This is a genomic window from Dyadobacter luticola, assembly GCF_005860805.1.
GTDB classification, from domain to species: Bacteria; Bacteroidota; Bacteroidia; order Cytophagales; family Spirosomataceae; genus Dyadobacter; species Dyadobacter luticola.
The window spans coordinates 1-22,534 of sequence record NZ_VCEJ01000012.1 but is presented as its reverse complement, the minus strand read 5'-3'; the positions used below and the strand labels follow the sequence as shown (position 1 = coordinate 22,534).

The following is a 22,534-nucleotide window of genomic DNA, read 5'->3' as shown; positions in this document are numbered from 1 at the left end:
ATAGGTAGGTTGCATACGCGTTACGCACCCGTACGACGGTGACATTGCTGCCCCCTCGCCTTGCATGTATTAAGCCTGCCGCTAGCGTTCATCCTGAGCCAGGATCAAACTCTCCATTGTAAATATTGATTTGCTACCTAAGTAGCTTTATTCCATTCAAACGAGTATTTCTTACTCTTTTGGTCTATCTCATCATGTCAAAGAACAGTGCCAATCGCGCTTTCTTTTCTTCTTTTCAGTCGCTTCGTTTGCGATTGGGATTGCAAAGGTAGAAAAAGATTTTTTACTTCCGAATTTCAGTCAGAAAAAAACTTCGAATAAGTGAAAGTTCTTTAAGTATTATAAAATTTCGTAAGTTTTATACAACTAATCCTCTGCTAGGAAGGGATATTTGTAGTCTTTTGGAGAAACCAATGTTTCCTTGATAGCCCTTGGAGAAACCCATCGAAGTAGATTCAATACCGAGCCCGCCTTATCATTTGTCCCTGAACTACGGGCCCCGCCAAATGGCTGCTGACCTACTACCGCGCCAGTCGGCTTGTCATTGATATAAAAATTACCTGCAGAATTCACCAAATGATCCGTTGCGTATTGAATTGCGTAACGATCATTTGCAAAGATGGCACCCGTCAAAGCATAAGGCGAAGTGGAATCTATTACCGGAATGATCTGCTCAAAATTATCCTCCTCATATATATATACAGTAAGCACCGGCCCGAATATCTCTTCACAAAGCGTTATATAATCCGGTTTGAAGGCTTGAATAATTGTTGGCTGGATAAAATACCCTTTTTCCTTATTATAAGTGCCTCCCGCGATTATTTCGGTATCAGCGCTATCTTTTGCGCCTTCTATATAAGAAGCAATTTTGTCAAAGGACTTTTCATCAATGACAGCATTAACAAAATTTGAAAAGTCCTCCACCGGACCCATCTTTATTTCTTCCAGGTCCGCCAACATCAAACTTTTTACTTCTTCCCAAAGGTTGGAAGGAATATACGCCCTCGACGCAGCAGAACATTTTTGCCCCTGATACTCGAATGCACCTCTGATAAGTCCGGTTGCAAGCGCCTTTGGATCAGCAGATTTGTGAGCTAGCACAAAATCCTTTCCTCCTGTTTCCCCCACAATTCTTGGAAAAGATTTATAGCTGGTAATGTTCTCTCCAATTGTCTTCCAAATCGTTTGAAATACCTTTGTACTCCCGGTAAAATGTATTCCTGCAAAATCTGCATGTTTAAAAACAACATCTCCGGCAATCGGCCCATCTACCAAAATCATATTAATAACTCCGTCTGGTAACCCGGCTTCTTTGAAAACCTTCATGATTACATTAGCGGCGTACACCTGGGTAAATGCTGGCTTCCATAAAACCACATTGCCCATCAGAGCGGGAGCAGCTGGCAAATTACCTGCAATCGCAGTAAAATTGAATGGGGTGATTGCAAAAACAAAACCTTCCAGCGGCCTGTACTCCATCCGGTTCCAGACGCCATCAGAAGAAATAGGCTGCTCTTCGTAAATGTCACGCATGAAATTGACATTGAGCCGCAGGAAATCAATGATCTCGCAAGCAGAGTCTATCTCAGCCTGATAAGCATTTTTCGATTGCCCCAGCATGGTAGCCGCATTCAATTCAGCCCGATATGGCCCTGCTATTAAATCCGCAGCTTTTAAAAAGATGGCAGCACGTTGCTCCCAATGCAGCGAGGTCCATTTTTGACGTGCATCCAGCGCTACATTAATAGCCTTTGTAACGTCGCTGGCGCTTCCTTCATGGAAATATCCCAACAAATGCTGGTGATCGTGTGGTGGCGTGACTTTTTGCTTATTCCGAGAGAAAACCTCTTCTCCCCCAATGTATTGCGGAATTTCTATGACTTTCGACCTGGCATCCGCCAAGGCCTTTTTTAACTCAATTCTTTCAGAACTTCCCGGAGCATAGCTCTTTACTGGTTCATTCTTCGCAGCCGGAACTTTGAAAATCCCTATCGACATACTTATATATAATTAGGTTTCTAGATATGCTTAACAAAAAATTTTGTCTTTCGATCACACCAACATTCACAGGTGCGCAATACATTATTTAACAAGCTCAAACATTTATAAAATGTTCAGGGATCTTGCGCCTACTATTTTGGTAAATTTGCGCTCCCAATCACGACCTGCAAAAAATGATCTTTCAAAGTACCAAGACGGCCTCACTCAAAGCGAACCTGGAAGATGCGATCTTCAACAGTTTGCCTGCAGACAATGGCCTTTATATGCCAGAATATATCCGGCAAATTTCACCTGATTTCCTCGAAAACATTGAAAATAAGACTTTCAAGGAGATCGCCGTAGAAGTTGCGGACACATTATTTGAAGGTGAAATTACGAGAAGTAAGATTGAAAACATCATTGAGCAGGCCTATGATTTCGAAGCGCCGGCGGTTGGAATAACTTCCGAAGACTATGTTTTAGAGCTATTTCACGGACCGTCGATGGCTTTTAAAGACTTTGGGGCCAGATTTATGGCAGCGCTAATGTCTTACTTTTTGCTGCGTTCAAGCCGAGAAATAAAAATATTAGTGGCCACTTCCGGAGATACAGGCGGAGCAGTTGCACAGGGTTTTTACAAGGTTCCGGGCATATCTGTTACCATTCTTTATCCAAGTGGGAAAGTAAGCGACATTCAGGAAAAACAGCTGACCACACTGGGCCACAATGTTACCGCGCTGGAAGTGGATGGAACATTTGACGATTGCCAGCGTCTGGTGAAAGAAGCATTTCTGGACCAGGAATTGAATGCTAAATTTAACCTCGCCTCCGCCAATTCCATCAACATTGCGAGACTCATACCTCAGTCCTTCTATTTTTTCTCGGCCTATGCGCAATTAAAGAAGCTGGGTAAGCCGATTGTCTTTTCTGTCCCAAGCGGAAACTTCGGTAACATCAGCGCCGGCTTGCTGGCTTATAAAATGGGCCTGCCCGTTGAGCAATTTGTTGCTTCGACTAATTTGAACAATGCAGTTCCTCGATACCTCGAAAGTGGAACCTACGATCCGCGCCCTTCCATCGAAACGGTTTCTAATGCTATGGACGTAGGTAGCCCAAGCAACTTCGTCCGCTTTACAAGATTTTTTGGTGATGATTGGAATTCGGTGACTGAAAAAATTTCCGGCTTCTTTTTTGATAATTTCCAAACTCAGGAAGCGATGCGGGAAATTTATAAAAATCACGGATATGTGATGTGTCCGCACACAGCGGTCGCTTACCTTGGGTTGAAAGCATACCGCGAAAAAAATACGTCGGATTTTACAGGTGTCTTTCTCTCGACCGCACATCCGGCCAAATTTAGTGAACTGGTGGAGCAAACTTTGGAAGAAAGCATAGAAATCCCCGAGCGGCTCAAATCTCTGCTTGAAATTGAAAAAGTATCCATAAAAATGAAACCCGATTTTTCGGCATTTAAAAACTTCTTGTTGAGTTAGTTATCTCAAAAAAGTATATGTTTTAACTCGCTTAGATTTGAAAATTTGAATTTCACCCGGATTTGTACCCGGAATACCAAAATGTAAAAGGCTTGAAAAGCATCTGCTCTCAAGCCTTTTTCTATTTCATCTCAACATTCTAGTTGATCACATCACCTCTCAAATTCCGGAACCGCTTTCGTGACTCGGCGACAAAAATGCTTCCCGGATATTTTTCCATGAGCTCCTGATATAATTTCATCGCCTGATCTTTGTCATTCAACTTTTCCTGATACAACTTCGCCATTTCAAAAAGCGCATTGTCTCCATAAATGTCATGACCAAATTTAGAGTACAACAATTTCAAATCTTCTAGCGCCTGCTGGTTACTATCCAGTTTGATATAAGTCCGTGCCCGCAGCCAGAGTATCTCGTCTGTGAGGCTGTGGTTCTGATATCTTTGGTAAAGACTTTTCAGCGAGTCGATCGCCTCAAATTTTTTGTTTTGAAAAAGCAAAAGCTCGACAGAAGAATATTGCCGCATCGCCGTCTCAAAAGTATCCAGACCTGTATTGTCCATAATCAGCAGAGAAAGTTCATTGGCATCATTGGCAATTTCCCTGGAAGTAGCATGTTTTAAAATATCCAGAACCGCCTTCGCCAGCAAAAACTCCCCTTTATAATAATGCAGCTTCGCATTCCGCAACTTGGCTTCGTATCCTAAAACATCATCCTTCTGGGATTTCTCAACCTGCGAATAAACCAATGTTGCCTCCCAGGGCTCGCCTTGCAGCAGGTAAATGTCACCCAGATCCAACTTACATTTATCTACAAAATTCTTCTCATGCTTGCCCGCCTCAATTGCCGTCTGAAGAATGTCGATCGCCTTTTTGAAATCATCCATATAGAATGCATTCAGGATGGCCATATTCCGCAAAGCTTCAATCGTCCTGGCATTCACCCCAAGCTCATCCACCAATTGCTGATACTGACCCAGCAGTTTCTGGACCTCGCTGCGTTTGATCGGATAGGTATTTTTCACCTGCTCTTCCCGCGCAAAGATCGCCATACGACGCGCTACCGGATACAGTTGTCCTTTGGGATATTCTTTTACCAAATGATCAAAAATCAGCCCCGCATTCGTGTAATCCAGGTTCTGTAAAGCGAGTTGTCCAAGATTATACAGTCTTGCACCATTGTGTTTAAAACGCTTGTCCAGCGCGCGCTCCTGGACAAATGCTTTATAAAAATCCTTGCGCTGGATCTGGTACCAGATCAGCAATTCATTATAAAAACCTTCATTTGGAAATTTCTGGATCTTGTCATACAGCACTTTTTCCAGCAAAGACTGCTCTTTTTCATCTTTGGTAAAATCCTGAAGCATGTTCTGGACAACTTCGGTATTCTGGTATCGCATGCCATAAGAGAGCAGCTCGTCGATCATCTTTTCCGGATCATTCAGATCGCGATAAACACTCGCCAGTTCAAGCTGAAAGATATCAGTCCGCTTCGTTGCAGCGCGGGCATCGAGCAGAATATTCTTGGCCCATTCCGGCTTATTGATCGCCCTGAATTCCTCTGCCATTTCGCGTTTAAGCTCCGTTCTTGCACCGGACGCTGCGATGGCCTGGTCGCTCTTTTTGCCGGCTTCCTGCACCTTTCCCTGCGCTTCCAGCAGCACACCCCAGTACAAGTAATACCAGGCCGCATTCGGCGCATCATTCTTAATCTGCTTTTTATAAAATGACTCGGCGTCACTCCACGCTTTGGTTTTTATAATGCAGCTTGTATAATTTTTGAGTGAGACTTTTTCAAACGAAGATTTCAGCAGCGCCGAATAGTAAGTAAGCGCTTTCGGGCAATCCCCATTCTTGTAATACTCCTCGGCCATTTCCTTCTCGCTCTGCGCGACCGCCGCGCCCCCGCCGGCCGAAACCAAAATATATATCAAAACCCACCTCAAAGACTTTTTCATAATAGATAAAAAAATTTTCCTTTAGTTATTATCATTCTCTAGGGCTGTGGATATGGGGATAATGTGGATATCCACTGTAGATTAACATACTTATCCACATTTTGTGTATAACTTATGTTGATTATTAACAATGCAGGGAGGGATTTGTCAACAGGTAAAGTGCTGTTTTACAAGTTAACATTTAAATTTTGGAATCCGATTGTTGAAAACCTTGTATCGATTTCTGGAAATGTTAATCCACAGATGCTAAAGTGAATCAACATACTGTTAACTCGGAGATAGCCTCGACTTATACACCAAAGACTTAAAATCCAAAATTTATCCACAGATAACTCGGCTTATCCACAGGGTAATCCACAAATTTGGTTCTGTTACCAACAAGAAAAGTGGGTTATACACATAGTTATCCACAGTATCTGGATAACAATTTGAGAAAATTACTTAGGAAGGGTAATGTTGATATCGTTCAATTCGAAATTTGCCTTGAGTAAGATCTTGTCAGGCATGTAAAAAATAGGTTCCGGCTGCAAATCTTTGTCCATTTCGCCCGTATCCCAGCGTTGGTTTCTGTTTCTATCGACAATAACGCGTAGATAGTACTTCCCCTGAGGTATGTGACGGAATGTATAGTTTGTCACATAAGACGTTTCGATGAGCTTGTATTGTTCGTCAACCAGCTGCACAATCAGCCGCGTGGAAGTATCCGCATTCGTTACGCGGCCTTTGATTAGACCATAATCTTCCTCTTTCAATACAGGGTGTTTCAAGAAAGTTTTGGGCAATGTATCGCCTTCTACGCTGATGATCGAACCTTTCGGAATGTCCCACTTGATACTGTCTTTCGCGAAGGATTTGGCCTGAATTGTGAGAATGTTATGGTTGGCATTCCAGCTCGATTTGAATGCGCTGAGCGGCTCGTGGGTAAGACTATCCGTGATTAATGTGATCTTTTGGTCATCGATTTTTGAAATAGGTTTACTCAAAATAAGCTTATAGGTGAACTCATGATCCAGCGGTTTATTGGGTTCTGGCTGGGTTGTAAATGTCATCGGATCGCGCTGGCGTTCTTTGCCACGCTGCGGTTGAAAAGCAATTTTCTGTTCAAAATCCGTGGCTTTTCCGAGTGAATCCGTAGCAGTAAGTTTCACCAAAGTCGAATCAGGATGCGGCTCCACATTGAAAAATTTCAGGTTTGTGCCGGCTTCCAGCAAGTACGGAAGCGTGTCTTTATTCATGAATGTGACCTGCACTTTTTCAATCGCTTTACTGAAAACAACCGAGTAATTATTCACTTTGGGCAATGTGCGCTGAATTTTGAGAGGCGTGTTATCTGATAAAAACATCTCAATGTTGTAGGCAACAGAATCGGTGCCAGCATTGATCGGCTTGCTTATAAAGCCCATACGCTCATCCTTTGCATTGTAGAGCATGTTACGGTTTTTATCATCGATCGCGATCATTTTATAACTTCTCATCTGAATATTTTCAATCGAAAATACGCCGCTGCTGTCCGTCCGGGAGAAGTAGTAAGGTTTTTGTTTGGTGATGTTTAATGTATCAGTGACATTATATAGTCCCACCAGTGCATCAAAAATGGGTTTGTTGGTCCGGACGTCTTTCAACGTTCCATATACCCTCCCCGAATCAAGCGAGCTGCCGGTACTGAATACCAGTTTGAGATTCTTCGCAGGATTTTTCTCTGCAAAATCCTTGATGGCGTCACCGAAATTCAAAGTAAATGTGGTACTATCCTTGAATGGATTTTTGAATGTCAATGCCACAGACATACCGTTTTGCTTGTAGGAGTAAGGGTTATCTGCCTCGGGCGTAATAATCAGCTTCTGATTAATGTTGTCGACCACCACATATTCATCAAAGAATAGCTCTACTTTTTTGCCTTTAAAATTGAGCGTTTTATTCAGCGGTGAACTCTCGACCAATGTTGGAGGAATCGAGTCTTTTTTACCGCCGGTAGGTGTGACTTGTTGGGCGCATCTTTCGAAGATTAGAAGACAAACAATCGCGAAAAAGATAATCCTGAGCATATAGAATGTATTTAAAAAAGCCCTCAATACGTCGGTATTGAGGGCGGTTGATCGACCGGGTTTCCGTTATTTTTTTCCTACAATGTAAATGAGGCTCGATGTGTTGATTTCCTTATGAGCTCCCCTCCTGCCCTGCCAGTTCGAGGCGAGACCTTTGGAGACACTATCAAACATATCAATTCTTTGTTGCTTGTATTTGGTGCTGAGCATGCTTACATAAAAGGAGTCAAACCACATCGGAAGTATGCGGTCGACTTGAAGATTATGATGTCTGAGCAGTTCTTTCATGGTATTTTTTGTAAAATGATAAAGATGCCGGGGTACGTCGTAAGCAGCCCAGAACCTTCCATATTTTGCTGCATCCAGGGATTCCGGATTAGGTACTGCAATCAGTATTTTTCCATTTTCTGTTAAATGGTTTGCCAGCCAATCGATGGTTTTATTCAGTTGGTGCACGTGTTCCAGAACATGCCAGAGGGTGATCACATTGAATTTCTGATCGCCGATTTCTTCCGCAAAAACACTTTCATAAATAGGAATTCCTGCCTTTTGTCCTGCAAGTTCTCTTGCGCTGGTATCTGGTTCCGTACCCGTCACCATCCATCCATCCTCTTTCGCAGCGCCTGCAAAATTCCCGGTTCCACAGCCCATGTCGAGCAACTTTCCCTTCTGGCTGGACAATTCGTTGATCAGTTTTACCTTCTGGTTGATCGTATAATTTCTTACCGATTTATAAACCTTACTGATCAAATCATTCTTCGCATCAGTATGTGAAATGTAATCCTGCGACTGATAATACGCGCCGATAGAAGCTTCGTCAGGCCGCGGATTCGTGAATAAAAAGTAGCAGGCATTACATTGCTGGATCGTAAATTCTTTGTGTGAAACCGTGTAATCTTCCACATTCAGATAATTACTGAAACTGGACTTATTGCAAACCGGACAATTTTCAAGTGTTTCTTGTGACATTATCTACCAATAAAAAGCATTAAAACGGAGATATCCGAAGGACTTACCCCGCTGATCCTCGATGCCTGGCCAATCGTGCCGGGCCGGGTTCTTTTCAATTTTTCCCGACCTTCATAAGACAATGAAGTGACAACATCATAGTTGAAATTATCGATGATAGTCAGGTTTTCAAGCTTGTTCATTTTGTCAACGAGCAACATTTCCTTTTCAATGTAGCTGTCGTATTTGATATTGATTTCAGCCTGCTGGACCGAATCCTGTGCGAAATTTTCGAGCAGTGACGCGACCTGTGAGCTGGCATCGATGAGTTGTACCAACGAGAGCTGTGGTCTTTTCAGGAGTTGAGAAATACTGGTTTTTTCTCGCAGAGTAGCCGTGCCGATCTCCTCCAAAGCAGAGTTAATTTCATCCGGAGAAATTTTCGTCGTCGCTAAAAGTTGGGTTATCTCCGCAACTTCTGATTTTTTTCTCAGCACATTCGCCAGCCGATCTTCGCTAGCAAGACCGATATGGTGACCTTTTTCCGTAAGCCGAATGTCAGCATTATCCTGGCGCAGCAAAGTTCGGTACTCGGCGCGCGAGGTGAACATACGGTAAGGTTCTTCGGTGCCTTTGTTGATCAAATCGTCGATCAGAACCCCAATGTACGCCTCGGATCTTTTTAAAATAAACGGATCGAGTTCGTGAACATTCCGATGTGCATTAATTCCGGCCATGAGTCCCTGGCAAGCCGCTTCTTCATAGCCGGTAGTACCATTGATCTGTCCGGCGAAAAACAGGTTGCTGATCAAATGTGTTTCGAGCGTTGATTTCAGCTGCGTCGGTGGGAAGTAATCGTACTCGATCGCATAGCCGGGGCGGAACATTTTTGCATTCTCAAATCCAGGAATTTTCCTTAATGCAGCGTACTGCACATCTTCGGGAAGCGAAGTGGAGAAACCATTGACATACACCTCGACGGTGTCCCACCCTTCGGGCTCCACGAAAATCTGGTGCCGATCTTTATCTGCAAAGCGATTGATTTTGTCTTCTACCGAAGGACAATATCTCGGTCCGAGACCTTTGATCCTGCCGGAAAACATGGGTGATTTTTCAAATCCCGTCCGGAGGAGTTCGTGAACTTCGTTGTTGGTATAGGTAATCCAGCAGCTTCTTTGCTTTGCGAGTGGCTTCGTATCGGAGTAGGAAAATTTGCCTGGCACCTCGTCCCCTGGTTGCTCTTCCATTTTCGAGTAGTCCAGTGAGCGGCCGTCAACTCGTGGTGGTGTGCCCGTTTTCATCCTGCCGGATTCAAAGCCCAGGAAAACCAGTTGTTCGGTAATTCCAGTCGCCGATTTCTCCCCAGTTCTCCCACCGCCAAAATTCTTCTCACCAATATGGATTAGCCCATTTAAAAAAGTACCATTGGTAAGGACTACCGCCTTGGATCTTATCTCGATGCCAAGACTGGTTGTCACGCCGCAAGCTTTTCCATCCTCAACGATGATTCCTTTTGCAGTATCCTGCCAGAAATCAACATTCGGATTGTTTTCTAAAATCGTCCGCCACTCCTGCGCAAAAAGTACGCGGTCGCTCTGGCAGCGCGGGCTCCACATGGCGGGACCTTTGGAGAGGTTCAGCATCCGGAACTGGATCATTGTCTTGTCACTGACAATTCCTGACTGTCCGCCGAGCGCATCAATTTCTCTTACAATCTGTCCTTTCGCGACACCGCCCATGGCAGGGTTGCAGGACATTTGGGCAATGGTGTGCATGTTCATTGTAATGAGCAAAACGCTCGATCCCATCGTGGCCGCTGCCGCCGCTGCTTCACAGCCGGCATGCCCCGCTCCCACTACAATGACATCATATTCTTGAAACATAATTCGGATTTATTAAAGCACTTTAATTAAAGTGTTCCACGTGGAATGTTAATCAGAACTGTGCAAGATACTCATCCTCTTTGCCCCTCATGGCCTGTTTAAGCGCATCAGTCGAGTCTTCGTATCCCGCGAGGTGGAGCAAACCGTGTATCAGCACACGGCGCATTTCTGAAGCAAAATCACTGTGGAACGTTTTCGCATTTTCCTCTACCCGATCGACGCTGATATAAATGTCGCCTTCCAGAACATTGTCTTCCTCACTATTGTCAAACGTAATAATGTCCGTAAAGTAGTTGTGATCAAGGTATTGTTTATTGATTTCCAGCAGGTAATCGTCCGAGCAGAAGATATAATTCAATGTTGAAATTTCGTAACCTTCTGACTTTGAGGCGTTTTTTATCCACTTTTTGGTTTTTAGCGGATTGGCTACTTTAAAATCAATGTCTTCCGAAAAGAAATTCAGCATTTGTTTACAAATTAATTTACAAACATACTAAGTATCTGAGAAAGATTATGTTTGTCCTAAAACGCACTAAGGTTAACAACTCTTAAAAATTGTTAACCTTAGGCTTGTCTCAACAAAATGATGGTGTAATCAGTTCTTCGCCTGGTATTTCCGGAAGTACGTGTCCACCTCGCGTTTGTAAAATGGAGAGAATGTTGGCGGTATCGTACGCAGTAACTCCGTCTGCTTTTCCTTCTCGCGAATGTATTTTTCAAATGCCGGAGGCGGCTGACGAGGAAGCTGCTTCGCGCTTTGTGCCTTGCGCTGTTCATCTTCGTCCTGCTCTTTCATCGCCTTTTCCGATTCAAGTAACCGCGTGGTAATTTCCTGATTACGTTTGATCAGCTCCGGCGTGATGCGTTTGTTTACGAGGTCTGTTTCCGTCTCGTCCATTTTCTCAGAAATTTCCTGCAATTCTTTTCCAAACTGTTTTCCAGCCTCTGTACCTTTTTGGGAATCCATCAGGTCCTGGATCATTTTCCGGATCGCCGCCTGCTCGGCTGCCATTCTCGCCAGTTGCTCCGAATTGTTCCCCTGCCCTTCCTTACCCTGGCCAAGCTGCTTCATTTGTCCGTTCAATTTCTCCTGCCGCTCACCCATGCCCGGCGACTCGCCTTTTTGCTTGCCCTTCTTGCCAGACTTTCCGCTTCCCGGCATCGCCATCGCCATCTGCTGCTGCATTTGGTTGAAGACATCGCTCAGCATTAAGGCCAGATTGTTCATCGAGGTCATCGCAAATTGCTGCTTCGAAGTTGCCAGATTAATCTGGCGGTCCTTGATGCTCTTCACACTTTCGTTCATGTACGATTTCATATCATTCAATTCACGGGTGATGAACGACTGGATTTGCACCACGCGGTTGGCCAAAGCATAAAGGCTATCTTCCACAATCTTCGCATCGTCCTTTAATTTCAGCTGCTGCTGGCCGAGTTTGATAAACCGCGGGTCCTGCAAGCTCACGCCACGGAAATCTTTCATCAATGTTTCCTGGTCGAATGATAATGTGATCAGGTTTTCCAGAATGTCCCTCAATGCATCGAGATTTTCCTGCATTTGCTCCATCTCCTGCGCCTCCATCGATTCCGCCGTGGCCTGCGACATTTTCTTCATCGATTTAGCGGCCTTTTTCTGCGATTCAGAGGCTTTTGAGTTCTGCTGCTTGTCAAGCTGCTGTTTACTCTGTTCCATCTGCTCAGAAGCGTTTTTTTGCTCCTCTTTCTGCGCATCCACCGGCTGTTCCAGTTCCTTGCTCATTTCCTCGATCTCCTCACTGTTTTCCTGCGCTTTTTTGAAATCGTCCTGGATCTTTTCCTGCTCTTTTTTCAGGTCTTCATTCTTGCCCTTCTTATCGTCGCCGTTTTTGTTTTTCTCGTTTTCCTGGGTTTTATCTGCCAGCTTATCTTCCTTCTCAGCCAGTTCGTCCAGTTTTTCGACCAGGTTCTCCATTTTTTGCTCCATCTGCATTTGCTTGAAGAGCTTCATGGTCCGTTCCAGTTCTTTTTCCAGGTTACCTTCCTTGTTCTTAAGCTTTTCCATCATGCTCGTCATGCGCTCACTTTGTTTTTGCTCAAGAAGCTTTTTCAATTCCTTGTAAAGCTTGTCGGTATCATTGTCCATCAAATCGTTCATCAGCTTTTGCAGCTGGTCGATCTTGCTTTGCAGCTCCGGACTTTGCTGGTTGAACTGCTTTGATTTTTCATTGGTATTCTGATGCTTTTCCTGCAAAGCCTGTAACTCCTTCATCAGCTCTTCCCTTTTCCGCAACACTTCCTCAATCTGTTTTTGCTCTTTGAAATCCAGCTCCTTATTGCTTTTCAGACGGTTATCAAGGTTATCCAAGTCTTTTCGAAGGTTCTGCGCCTTTTTCAGAGCCGACTGCATCTGGTTTTCCGTTTCCTGCTCCGATTTTTTCACCTCAGCTTCAAGCTGGTCTTTGGAAGGTACCGTAAACTGAATCGACCGCGACCGGGCACTTTTGGCACCATTTACGCCATCATTGTCCCAAACCTGCGCGTAATATTCAATCTTATCCCCCGGCGCCAGTTTCAAACTGTCGACATACCATTGGAAGAAAAAGCTCTGTGTATTAACGGTTTTGTTAAAAGGAATCGGAATGCTTTTGGGCTGGGAAGCTTCGTTCTGATCCGCACGTTTGACGGAATAAAACATTTTGAGCTGTGAAAAACCGTAGTCATCGCTGATCGAGCCGCCGAGAACTAGGTAATTATAAAGCGTCGTATCCTGGAAATTTTCGAGGTTCATCACCGGATATTTGTCTGGGATCACATTGATGAAATACCCGATCTTATCCGAATTCGTTGTCTCGTCATTTTTCAGGGTAACCTGGTATTGTGCCGATTTTCGGACTGTTTTTCTGACATCGAAATGCCCGCCATTTTCTTTTGCCTCAAATAATGCTGAATCATTTTCAAACTTGATAGCCAGCGATTTGGTAGAGTTGGTATTAAAATTCCACTCGACGGTGGTGCCCTCCGGTACCGATAAATTTCCAACATTGCTCAGCCCTTCCGACGGTTTGTTCAAATAAGCCGGGTAATGCAGGTTTACATCAAAAGAGAGCAGCGACGGCCGCTCATTGACATTGATTTTATATTCCTCCGAAGCATAACCCGCCGCGTCAAAAGAGAATGCGACGTCACGCTGCAAATTTTTGAATGTATAGGAAAAATTCCGGTTGCCTTCCGGCGTCAGTTTGAATCTTGAACCATTTTGTACCAAATAAACCGCTGTGGGCAGTGCTTCGCCTTTTAAGGTTAGTTTTAATGTAAAATCCTCATTTCTAAATGCTTTCAGGGATTTGTTTTCAAGAATAAATGAGAATGGTGCGTACGTATAATTTTTCTGAAAGTGAATGATCCGGTCAGAGCTGGATGAAAAGAATGATGGATTAAAAAGTAAGATCACAGCGATCGCGGCCAGGGGATAAATCGCATATTTAATGCGTTTCCGGTTTTCATTGAAACGGATCGCATCCGAAAATTTTACGATCAGTAACTGTCCGGATTTCTGGCGGATACTCGCATCGATCAAATCCGACTGGCTGCCAGTGAGGCTACGCAGCTGTAATGTGTTCACCAGCTTATCCCCTATCTCCGGAAAGTACTGCCCGATCTGCAAAGCGGCTTCTTCGTCAGAAATGGGCTTTTTCAAGCCAGATAAGTGAATAATTGGCTGGATAACCCACCGAAAAAATGAAAACACGACTATGGCCAGAAACCCGAAAAACAATGTTCCCCGGACACCGGAGCTAAACCTGCCGAAATATTCGATGGTATTAAAGAACAAAAAAACCGTGAGTAAGAGGCCCGCGGAAAAAATGGCGCCTTTGAGCAGCTGGTTTTGATAATATTTTTGACGGTATTCCTGAATGCGAAGCAACAAGCCTTTCATAGCAGGAGCAAAAGCGGCCATAGGTATTTTCGTTATATCGGTGAAGATTTGATAACGTATGCGGAAAGCAAAAATTACCAACCATCCGCACAAGCTTAGAACGAAGAAATATAAATATTTTTTTGTAAAAATGCATCCTCCGCATTGCAGCTGAGGTGAAGACTTGCTGATTATTTTGCGGTTTAAAAGAAAAGCGGACAACCCTGTAAGAGCTGCCCGCTTTAAATAAAATCTGTATTTCTAAGTGCCTGCGAGGATTTAAATCGCAATCGTCTCAGGATAATTCTTCACTTCTCTTACGAATGATTTTACATCCTGTTCCAGATCCGTGGTTTGCTGTAAAACACGGATAAAAGCGCTGCCGATGATCGCGCCGGCGGCGTGGCTGGAAGCCTGTTTGAATGTCTCGTGATCCTTGATACCGAAGCCGATCAATCGCTGATTCCGCAAATTCATCGCATCCAGCCGCGCAAAGTAAGACTCCATATTCGAATCCACGCCACTTTTAGAGCCCGTGACGCTCGCCGACGACACGGTATAGATGAATCCTTCGCTCACTTCGTCGATGAGCTTAATGCGCTGTTCTGACGTCTGCGGTGTGATCAGAAAGATATTCAGCAAACCGTGCGCGTCGAAAATCGATTTGTATTCATCGAGAAAAACGTCCATCGGCATATCCGGAAGTATCAGGCCATCCACTCCTACTTCGGCACATTTGGCGCAGAAATTCTCGATGCCAAATTGCAAAACAGGGTTGATATAGCCCATCAGCAGCACCGGCACCGAAATCGTCTCCCGCATATCTTTCAGCTGCTCAAACAGGATTTTGACCGACATACCATTTTCCAAAGCCCGGTCATTGCTTTGCTGGATCGTTTCACCGTCCGCAACCGGGTCAGAATAAGGCATTCCGATTTCGACGAGGTCTACCCCGCCGTCCTGTAAAGCTTGAAGAACGCGGGTGGTATCATTCAGTTCGGGAAAGCCGGCTGTGAAATACACATTCAGCAAACCGCCTTCCTGCTCGTTTTTCGCGTCCTGGAAAAGTTTTGTAATCCGGTTCATTCTTGGGTCCAGTAATCAACAACCAATACTTTATCGAGGTAAGGGCTCAGGACTTTTCCAAAAGCCTTGTGGTCAGGGTGTGGCAGGTATACGGCACGTGCTTCTTCGCTATCAAAAGTCACAAAAAAGCAATGTGTAAATCCTTGCGCCAATCCTTCGGGACTGTTGTTGGTACCCCACTCCAATGATTTGATTTCCTTGATTTTAGAAGGCAATGCACGAAATGCAGCTTCCACTTCTTTCACCTGTGCCGGCGTTGCAGAATCTTTAAACTTGAACAGAACGACGTGACGTAACATTTTCTTAGCGGCAGGTTTTTCAGGTGAAACAAAGGCCATCGATCCAAAAAGGAGCATTCCGGCCATCAAGAGTAGTTTGAAATTCATATATAGGTTTTGGTTTAAATTAAAAACTGGTAAAAAGCTAGGCGGAGCAGTTCAGACATTCGCCTTCATCGCTGAATTTCATGCGGTCAAATTCCCCGAGTTTTTCCTTCAGTTCGAGAATTTCATCTTCCAGGTCGCATCTTTCAAAAAGAGAAAGTTCGCCGGAATTCACTTTTCCTTCCAGCTCCTGTATTTTCAATCTGAGGTCGAAAACCTCCGGCAATGTCAGTGTAGCCATTTTTTTGAAATAAATATGAGGTGAATAATTAGTCGATGTATTTCATGAATGTGCCCATATCCTTGTCGCCGCGTCCGGATAGGTTTACCACAACCGTCTCGTTCTCCGAAGCGCCGAGGCGGCCTAAAACCGCCAGCGCGTGCGCAGATTCGAGTGCAGGAATGATGCCTTCATATCGGGTAAGCTCAAATGCCGCCTGCACCGCTTCTTCATCCGTGGCCGACATGAATGTTCCGCGGCCGCTGTCGTATAGATAAGCATGCTGAGGCCCGATTCCGGGATAGTCCAGCCCGGCCGAGATGGAGAAAGGCTCGGTTACCTGACCATCTTCTGTTTGCATCAAAATCGTTCTGCTGCCGTGCAGTACACCTGGTTTTCCCAAGGCAGTCGTAGCCGCAGAATGTCCGGAGTTAACCCCCATACCAGCAGCTTCGATCGCCACAAGCCTCACATTTTCTTCGGACAAAAAATGATAGAATGCGCCCGCTGCATTACTGCCACCGCCTACGCAAGCCAGCACATAATCAGGCGTCTCGGAGCCGGTATGCTGTTTGAGCTGCCAGCGGATTTCTTCGGAAATGATCGACTGGAAACGCGCCACCATATCAGGATAAGGGTGCGGGCCAACCACGGAACCGATAATGTAATGTGTATCCACCGGATTGTTGATCCAGTGCCGCATCGCTTCATTGGTGGCATCTTTCAAAGTACGCGAGCCGCAGGTAGCAGGCCTCACTTCCGCGCCTAGCATTTTCATCCGGGCCACATTCGGTGCCTGCCTTTCAATGTCGAGCTCGCCCATGTACACCACACATTCCAAATCCATCAGCGCACATACCGTAGCCGTAGCCACGCCGTGCTGACCAGCGCCGGTTTCAGCCACGATCCGCTTTTTTCCAAGGCGCTGCGCCATGAGGATCTGCCCGATCGTATTGTTCACCTTATGCGCGCCGGTGTGACAGAGATCTTCGCGTTTGAGGAAAATGTTGGTTTTATACTTCTCCGACAGCCGGTTAGCCCGGTAAAGCGGCGTAGGCCGGCCTACATAATCACGCAGCAGATCACTATATTCTTTTTGAAAAGACGGATCGGAAATGATTTGTAAATAGTTTTCCCGCAATTCTTCCACGTTCGGATACAACATTTCAGGAATAAATGCACCCCCGAAAGATCCGTAATAACCCTTGCTATCTACCTGAAACGACCTCTTTTCTACTATTGATTCCATAAAACTAGGCTTCTGCTTCTTCTTGTTTTTTTACACGTACCTGGCTGAATAATTCTTCCAGTTTGGCCACATCTTTCAAACCCGGCTCGATCTCAAATTTGCTGTTGACATCGATGCCATAAATCGGCAATGTTTTTGATAATGTGATAATTTCTTCAATGTTGTCTAAACCAATTCCGCCGCTTAAAAGAAACGGCTTTTCATTGTCGTATCGCTTCAAGAGTTGCCAGTCAAATGCTTTACCATTTCCTCCTGGATTTTCACCCGCCGTATCAAATAGAAAAAGGTCGCAGAATGATTTATAATTATTGAGCATGGCAAAATTGAACTGCTCATTAATAGAAAATGCTTTGATTACACTTACGCCTTTTTGACGAATGCTCCGGCAAATGTCGGGCATTTCATTTCCGTGCAGCTGGGCATATTGCAGATCGTATTTTTTTACTGTATTCAGAATGTGACCGGGGCTGGCATTTACAAAAACACCTACTTTTTTGATACCCTGGGGAATGCTCTTGATATATTCTTCATTTAACATATCGCCAACAAATCGAGGCGATTTTTCGTAGAATATAAACCCTATAAAATTGGGTTGTAATGCTACCACCTTTTCAATGTTTTCTTGCTGGCGCAAACCGCAAACTTTAATTTTCATAAAACCAGGGAATTTATATTGCGTTGTTGAGTTAAGTCATTTTGTAAATCGGCAAGTGCGGCCCCGGGATTTACAGTTTTCATAAATGTTTCTCCAATCAAAAATCCTCTATAACCATGCCGATATAAATTCAGGATCGTATCAGCATCTTTCAAGCCACTCTCAGAAATCTTGACAAAACTGTCAGGTATCTGCTCGCTCAGAGAAATGGAGGTTTCTATAGATGTTTCAAATGTTTTTAAATTCCGGTTGTTAACACCCACAATGTCAATGTAATCGCCAAGGCTTACATTTAATTCTTCTTCACTATGCACTTCAAGCAAAACTTCCAACCCAAGTTCGTGCGCCTTTTTTCCAAGTGCATTAATTTCCGCCGGTGCTAAGCAAGCAGCGATTAAAAGAATAATATCCGCCCCGATTGCTTTCGCTTCGAATAACTGATATTCATCCACAATAAAATCTTTCCGCAGCATAGGAATCGCCGGATTTGCCTGGCGTGCCTGTAAAAAATCTTTAAATGTTCCGCCAAAAAAATCCAGGTCAGTTAAAACCGACAATGCAGCTGCACCCGCATTTACATAATCTGAGGTAACCTGCGCCGGAGTTACCTGTGCATTAATAATTCCTTTTGACGGAGATTTGCGTTTGAATTCAGAAATGATTCTTGGAAAAGATGAGGTACGTAATGCTTCTGCAAGAGAAATGGTTTTGCGCTCAAAATAAATCCCTTTTTCCAGCTCGGAAACCGGTGTAATATTTTTTGATTCGCTAACTTCTTCCCGCTTACGGGCAATGATCTTTTCTAAAATATTCATCCTAAATATTATTTCTCAAAAGACAATCAGCCAAGCTGAATTAATCTTCAATTAATTTTTTAAAGCTTTTTAATGCGCTTTTACTTTCAATGGATTCTCTCGCAGCCGCCACCGAATCGGTTAATGATAACGTTGGATTGGCACAATATAATGCCATGGCAGCATTGGCAAGCACGGCTTCTTTCTGGGCTTCGGTTGCTTCATCATTCAAAACGTTCATGAAAATCCGGGCAGATTCTTCAACGGTTTTTCCGCCGGAAAGATCTTCCGCGCGCAATGTTTTCAACCCTAAATGTGAGGGAGTAAGGATTTGCTCGGAGTGAGCGGTGATGATCTTGAAAGCCCCTGTTAATGACACTTCATCGTAGCCGTCTAACGCATGAAGAACAAGAAATTGCTTGCTCGTTTGTTGGTAAAGATAGGCAAAAAGACGGGCTAATTCAAGACTAAAAACGCCTACAAGCTGTTTTTCGGGCGACACCGGATTGACCATCGGCCCAAGCATATTGAAAAAAGTTTTGATCCCCAATTCCCTTCTCACAGGCGCCACATTCTTCATTGCCGGGTGAAAAAGCGGAGCATGCAAAAAGCAAACGCCGGCCTGATCGATCTTGCGTTCCAGGTAATCCCTGTCATTGGTAAACTTCGCTCCCAGAAATTCGAGCACGGTTGATGAGCCGCAAAGCGATGACACGCCATGATTGCCGTGTTTTGCCACTTTTTGGCCGGTTCCAGCCACGACAAAGCAGGACAAGGTCGAAATGTTGAATGTATCTTTTCCGTCGCCTCCTGTGCCGCAAACATCGATCGGATCATATTCCGACAAATCCATGGCCAGGCAAAGTTCTAGCATGGCATCCCGGAACCCTTCAAGTTCTTCCACCGTAATGCTCCGCATGGCGTAAATGGTAAGAAATGCGGCAATTTCGGAGTTGGAATATTTTCCGGTACTAATGTTGATCAGGACGTCTTTGGCCTGCTCTTTACTCAGAACTTTATATTCAAAAAGGTGACTAAGAATGTGTTTCATCGCTAAATCAGTGGGTGGCTTTTATCGAACTGGTAGATTAAATGTTAAGCCAGTTCTGTAACATTTCTTTTCCATGTTCTGTCAACACAGATTCTGGGTGAAATTGCAAGCCTTTTACATCAAATTTTTTGTGTGATAATCCCATAACACGTCCGGCGCCGTCTAATGCCGTGATAGTGAGGTCTTCTGTGAAAGATTCGGGGATAACAGTCCAGGAATGATACCGGCCCACTTTGATTTCGGTAGGTAAGCCTTGGAAAATACGGTCGGAAGTATCGGTTACAAATGCCGTATCGCTGATCCCGTGCAGCACGTCAGTCATATTTTCCAATGTTGCGCCATACACCTCCCCGATTCCCTGGTGTCCCAGACAAATTCCCAGAATGCTCTTTTGCGCCCCGTATTCCTTCACCAGGCTATGCATTATGCCCGCTTCGGAAGGAATTCCAGGCCCGGGAGACAGAAGTATCTTGTCATATTTTGAAACATCTTCCAGCGCAATTCTATCATTGCGATAAATATCCACCTGATCATGCAGTTCCCTTAAAATATAAACCAGGTTATAAGTGAACGAATCGTAATTATCCAGAACAAGAATTTTCATTTCAAAAAAGTAATTACAAATTGATTAAACAGCTACGCGATAGTCCAATGCCAGTTCATCCCCGGCTTTTCCCCGGATCCCCCAATTATGGAGCGGAGTTTCTGTCAGCGTAATCTCAATGTCATTGGGTGTTATTTTTAAATGCGTTTCCATTCTTTCAAAAATGAGTTTGTAAAGCAATTTCTTCGCTTCAATGGACCGTCCTTCAAACAATGAAATTTCGATAATGGTATACTGCTGGCTTCGGCCTTCCGGATAAAAGAACTCTTCTGGTTCCAGATAAAAAAAGCGGTGCGCTCTTTTGTTTTCAGGATATTTAAAGGCATCAACAACGCAGCCGTGCAAAATGTCGCTGAATTCGCGGGAGATTGGCGAAAGCGCCGACCTTAACCCATATATTTTGACCTGTCCCATGGCGATTTCAAATTTCTTCGGCGACCTTAATCGCCTGTCTGAGAGCCGCTAACTTGCTGTTGATCTCCTGTAATTCGCTTTCTACATTGGATTTCGCAACTACGCCCATGCCGGCACGGAAAAATAACGTATTGTCTTTGCTAAGGAATGTCCGGATCGCGATTGCGTGGTTGAAATCACCATTGAAATCCATGAAACCGATGGCGCCGCCATAAATGCTGCGGTTACTGCTCTCCATCTGGTCAATTAGTTTCATAGCATTGTGCTTCGGAGCGCCGGATAATGTCCCCGCAGGGAAGGTATCTGCCACAAGCTGCAAGGGATTTACGTCCTTTTTCATCGTACCAACCACTTTGGATACGAGGTGGATGACGTGCGAGTAATATTGGACTTCTTTATAATTGGTCACTTTCACTTCGTCGCAGCTGCGGCTCAGATCATTGCGGGCAAGGTCTACCAACATGACGTGTTCAGCCGTTTCTTTCGGATCATTAAGTAGCTGCTGTGCTGCTTCTGCATCTGCGAGGTCGTCCCCGGTTCTTCTGAAAGTACCGGCAATCGGGTGTATTTCGGCGGTGCCATTTTTAATAAAAATCTGTTTTTCAGGAGAAGAACCGAATATTTTGTAGCCGCCGTAATCGAAATAAAATAGATACGGCGAAGGATTGATGGATCTCAGTGCACGATAAACATTGAATTCGTCCCCCTGAAATGTGCGGCTGAACCTGCGTGAAGGCACGATCTGAAATACATCGCCGCGCAGACAGTGATTAATGCCTTGCTGGATTACTTTTCGCATTTCGTCATCCGTAACATTGGAAGTTTCCTCGGAGACACTGCGGAAATCATATTTAGGAAAATTCCGGTTTTTAATCAGGATTTCTATTTGTTCAAAACCATCATCATCAGGTTGGTCGCCATATTGATGTTCAAAAATATACAGCTCGTTTTTGAAGTGATTGATGACTATTACATATCGGTATACCTGATAAAAAATCTGATCAATATCTGTTTCGGGACTGGCGGGTTGAACGGTAATATCTTCAAAATAAGTTACTGCATCATAAGTCATGTGACCAAACAAACCATTTGTAATAAACGGGAAGTTGCTTTTTTCGGAGATAAAGCTTTGCGCAAATCCGTAAAGCGATTGTACAGCATCTTTTGGCTTGGCGAGAGGATTTGTAATGTTAGTCCCATCCGGAAATACTTGGGTCACTTGTCCGCTATTTAGCTTAAAAGAAGCGACAGGATCACAACAGATATAGGTATACGAATTATCATTGCCGTGGTAATCAGAGCTTTCCAGCAGGATTGTATTTACAAACTTGTCCCTGAGTTTCAGATAAATAGAGACGGGAGTAAGCGTATCTGCCAACAGTTTCTTGTAACGCGTATTGATTTGGAAGGATTTCGTTTGGGAATTCATGTTTGTAAATAATGTAAAGTGCATAAAAAAACGGCTCGCTGTCAGATGAACAGCGAGCCGTTTGTAAGTATATCTGTTATACCCAAGCAATAGCCTACTCGTCCATCTTATTAAGACGTGCACGCCACCACCAGATAGTTTTGAATGATTTCATTGAATTGCTGTTGTCAGATACTCTGAGAACAAATATATGAAAAAACCGGTATGGAGAATATTGAAGCAAAAAAATATTCAAAAAAGTTGTGGAAGGATTGGTTGATATGCGAAGGGTTTGGCTTTTTAAAGACCAAATGATGGAGATAAATGAATGCTTATCCAACTTCCCTAAACGCAAAAAAGCCCCGTATTTCTACGGGGCTTTTGATGTTAATAATTGTGGCGACTACCTACTTTACCAGGTTTGACCCAAGTATCATCGGCGGTTCTGGGCTTAACTTCTCTGTTCGGGATG

General features: G+C 44.2%; 18 protein-coding genes and 1 rRNA gene. 1 reads left to right on the top strand and 18 read right to left on the bottom strand.

Going from position 1 to position 22,534, the window contains the following annotated elements; translation table 11 throughout:
• A 16S ribosomal RNA gene (locus FEN17_RS27060) occupies nucleotides 1-120 on the bottom strand; the annotation flags it as partial.
• A 246-nt stretch (nucleotides 121-366) separates the two neighbouring features.
• A complete protein-coding gene (gene pruA, locus FEN17_RS27055) occupies nucleotides 367-1,998 on the bottom strand; it encodes an L-glutamate gamma-semialdehyde dehydrogenase (RefSeq protein WP_138368552.1) in 1,632 nt (543 codons plus the stop codon).
• 176 nt (nucleotides 1,999-2,174) lie between these two features.
• On the opposite strand from pruA, the gene thrC reads away from it, so the two are divergent.
• Nucleotides 2,175-3,473, top strand: coding sequence for a threonine synthase (gene thrC / locus FEN17_RS27050; RefSeq protein ID WP_138368551.1), 1,299 nt, complete (start codon nucleotides 2,175-2,177; stop codon nucleotides 3,471-3,473).
• A 139-nt stretch (nucleotides 3,474-3,612) separates the two neighbouring features.
• Here thrC and FEN17_RS27045 read toward each other — a convergent pair whose 3' ends face one another.
• From FEN17_RS27045 to FEN17_RS26970, 16 genes are all read right to left on the bottom strand, one after another.
• Nucleotides 3,613-5,427: a tetratricopeptide repeat protein gene (locus tag FEN17_RS27045; RefSeq protein WP_229209016.1), complete on the bottom strand. Its 1,815-nt coding sequence runs from the start codon at nucleotides 5,425-5,427 to the stop codon at nucleotides 3,613-3,615.
• Nucleotides 5,428-5,864: 437 nt separating this feature from the next.
• Nucleotides 5,865-7,472 (bottom strand): Ig-like domain-containing domain, encoded by a 1,608-nt coding sequence (locus tag FEN17_RS27040; protein WP_138368550.1) that lies wholly within the window; start codon nucleotides 7,470-7,472, stop codon nucleotides 5,865-5,867.
• A 66-nt stretch (nucleotides 7,473-7,538) separates the two neighbouring features.
• Complete coding sequence (locus tag FEN17_RS27035; RefSeq protein WP_138368549.1) at nucleotides 7,539-8,441, bottom strand: class I SAM-dependent methyltransferase; 903 nt, start codon at nucleotides 8,439-8,441, stop codon at nucleotides 7,539-7,541.
• The gene (gene mnmG, locus FEN17_RS27030; RefSeq protein ID WP_138368548.1) at nucleotides 8,441-10,303 is read right to left on the bottom strand and encodes a tRNA uridine-5-carboxymethylaminomethyl(34) synthesis enzyme MnmG; all 1,863 of its coding nucleotides are present in this window, start codon (nucleotides 10,301-10,303) and stop codon (nucleotides 8,441-8,443) included. The genes FEN17_RS27035 and mnmG overlap by 1 nt, the downstream gene beginning before the upstream one ends.
• 52 nt (nucleotides 10,304-10,355) lie before the next feature.
• On the bottom strand, nucleotides 10,356-10,769 hold the full coding sequence (gene ybeY, locus FEN17_RS27025; RefSeq protein ID WP_138368547.1) for an rRNA maturation RNase YbeY: 414 nt from the start codon (nucleotides 10,767-10,769) through the stop codon (nucleotides 10,356-10,358).
• A gap of 129 nt (nucleotides 10,770-10,898) precedes the next feature.
• The gene (locus FEN17_RS27020; protein ID WP_138368554.1) at nucleotides 10,899-14,219 is read right to left on the bottom strand and encodes a DUF4175 family protein; all 3,321 of its coding nucleotides are present in this window, start codon (nucleotides 14,217-14,219) and stop codon (nucleotides 10,899-10,901) included.
• A 258-nt stretch (nucleotides 14,220-14,477) separates the two neighbouring features.
• Nucleotides 14,478-15,284 carry a tryptophan synthase subunit alpha gene (gene trpA / locus FEN17_RS27015; protein ID WP_138368546.1) on the bottom strand — a complete coding sequence of 269 codons (807 nt, stop codon included), beginning with the start codon at nucleotides 15,282-15,284 and terminating at the stop codon, nucleotides 14,478-14,480.
• A complete protein-coding gene (locus FEN17_RS27010; protein WP_138368553.1) occupies nucleotides 15,281-15,640 on the bottom strand; it encodes a Dabb family protein in 360 nt (119 codons plus the stop codon). The genes trpA and FEN17_RS27010 overlap by 4 nt, the downstream gene beginning before the upstream one ends.
• A gap of 67 nt (nucleotides 15,641-15,707) precedes the next feature.
• Nucleotides 15,708-15,908, bottom strand: a complete 201-nt coding sequence (locus tag FEN17_RS27005) for a hypothetical protein (RefSeq protein ID WP_138368545.1) — start codon at nucleotides 15,906-15,908, stop codon at nucleotides 15,708-15,710.
• Nucleotides 15,909-15,936: 28 nt separating this feature from the next.
• Nucleotides 15,937-17,136, bottom strand: a complete 1,200-nt coding sequence (trpB, locus tag FEN17_RS27000) for a tryptophan synthase subunit beta (protein WP_138368544.1) — start codon at nucleotides 17,134-17,136, stop codon at nucleotides 15,937-15,939.
• Nucleotides 17,137-17,140: 4 nt separating this feature from the next.
• Nucleotides 17,141-17,791: a phosphoribosylanthranilate isomerase gene (locus FEN17_RS26995; protein ID WP_138368543.1), complete on the bottom strand. Its 651-nt coding sequence runs from the start codon at nucleotides 17,789-17,791 to the stop codon at nucleotides 17,141-17,143.
• The gene (gene trpC / locus FEN17_RS26990) at nucleotides 17,788-18,606 is read right to left on the bottom strand and encodes an indole-3-glycerol phosphate synthase TrpC (RefSeq protein WP_138368542.1); all 819 of its coding nucleotides are present in this window, start codon (nucleotides 18,604-18,606) and stop codon (nucleotides 17,788-17,790) included. Before trpC ends, FEN17_RS26995 begins: the two co-directional genes overlap by 4 nt.
• A gap of 40 nt (nucleotides 18,607-18,646) precedes the next feature.
• Nucleotides 18,647-19,636, bottom strand: coding sequence for an anthranilate phosphoribosyltransferase (gene trpD, locus FEN17_RS26985; RefSeq protein WP_138368541.1), 990 nt, complete (start codon nucleotides 19,634-19,636; stop codon nucleotides 18,647-18,649).
• Nucleotides 19,637-19,673: 37 nt separating this feature from the next.
• A complete protein-coding gene (locus FEN17_RS26980) occupies nucleotides 19,674-20,240 on the bottom strand; it encodes an anthranilate synthase component II (protein WP_138368540.1) in 567 nt (188 codons plus the stop codon).
• A gap of 24 nt (nucleotides 20,241-20,264) precedes the next feature.
• Complete coding sequence (locus FEN17_RS26975) at nucleotides 20,265-20,654, bottom strand: tautomerase family protein (protein ID WP_138368539.1); 390 nt, start codon at nucleotides 20,652-20,654, stop codon at nucleotides 20,265-20,267.
• A gap of 7 nt (nucleotides 20,655-20,661) precedes the next feature.
• The gene (locus FEN17_RS26970; RefSeq protein WP_138368538.1) at nucleotides 20,662-22,083 is read right to left on the bottom strand and encodes an anthranilate synthase component I family protein; all 1,422 of its coding nucleotides are present in this window, start codon (nucleotides 22,081-22,083) and stop codon (nucleotides 20,662-20,664) included.
• Nucleotides 22,084-22,534: the final 451 nt, after the last annotated feature.

Coding starts and splice junctions, on each gene's coding strand:
- pruA (WP_138368552.1), bottom strand. CDS start 1,998: ATGTCGATAGGGATTTTCAAAGTTCCGGCTGCGAAGAATGAACCAGTA.
- thrC (WP_138368551.1), top strand. CDS start 2,175: ATGATCTTTCAAAGTACCAAGACGGCCTCACTCAAAGCGAACCTGGAA.
- FEN17_RS27045 (WP_229209016.1), bottom strand. CDS start 5,427: ATGAAAAAGTCTTTGAGGTGGGTTTTGATATATATTTTGGTTTCGGCC.
- FEN17_RS27040 (WP_138368550.1), bottom strand. CDS start 7,472: ATGCTCAGGATTATCTTTTTCGCGATTGTTTGTCTTCTAATCTTCGAA.
- FEN17_RS27035 (WP_138368549.1), bottom strand. CDS start 8,441: ATGTCACAAGAAACACTTGAAAATTGTCCGGTTTGCAATAAGTCCAGT.
- mnmG (WP_138368548.1), bottom strand. CDS start 10,303: ATGTTTCAAGAATATGATGTCATTGTAGTGGGAGCGGGGCATGCCGGC.
- ybeY (WP_138368547.1), bottom strand. CDS start 10,769: ATGCTGAATTTCTTTTCGGAAGACATTGATTTTAAAGTAGCCAATCCG.
- FEN17_RS27020 (WP_138368554.1), bottom strand. CDS start 14,219: ATGAAAGGCTTGTTGCTTCGCATTCAGGAATACCGTCAAAAATATTAT.
- trpA (WP_138368546.1), bottom strand. CDS start 15,284: ATGAACCGGATTACAAAACTTTTCCAGGACGCGAAAAACGAGCAGGAA.
- FEN17_RS27010 (WP_138368553.1), bottom strand. CDS start 15,640: ATGCTCCTTTTTGGATCGATGGCCTTTGTTTCACCTGAAAAACCTGCC.
- FEN17_RS27005 (WP_138368545.1), bottom strand. CDS start 15,908: ATGGCTACACTGACATTGCCGGAGGTTTTCGACCTCAGATTGAAAATA.
- trpB (WP_138368544.1), bottom strand. CDS start 17,136: ATGGAATCAATAGTAGAAAAGAGGTCGTTTCAGGTAGATAGCAAGGGT.
- FEN17_RS26995 (WP_138368543.1), bottom strand. CDS start 17,791: ATGAAAATTAAAGTTTGCGGTTTGCGCCAGCAAGAAAACATTGAAAAG.
- trpC (WP_138368542.1), bottom strand. CDS start 18,606: ATGAATATTTTAGAAAAGATCATTGCCCGTAAGCGGGAAGAAGTTAGC.
- trpD (WP_138368541.1), bottom strand. CDS start 19,636: ATGAAACACATTCTTAGTCACCTTTTTGAATATAAAGTTCTGAGTAAA.
- FEN17_RS26980 (WP_138368540.1), bottom strand. CDS start 20,240: ATGAAAATTCTTGTTCTGGATAATTACGATTCGTTCACTTATAACCTG.
- FEN17_RS26975 (WP_138368539.1), bottom strand. CDS start 20,654: ATGGGACAGGTCAAAATATATGGGTTAAGGTCGGCGCTTTCGCCAATC.
- FEN17_RS26970 (WP_138368538.1), bottom strand. CDS start 22,083: ATGAATTCCCAAACGAAATCCTTCCAAATCAATACGCGTTACAAGAAA.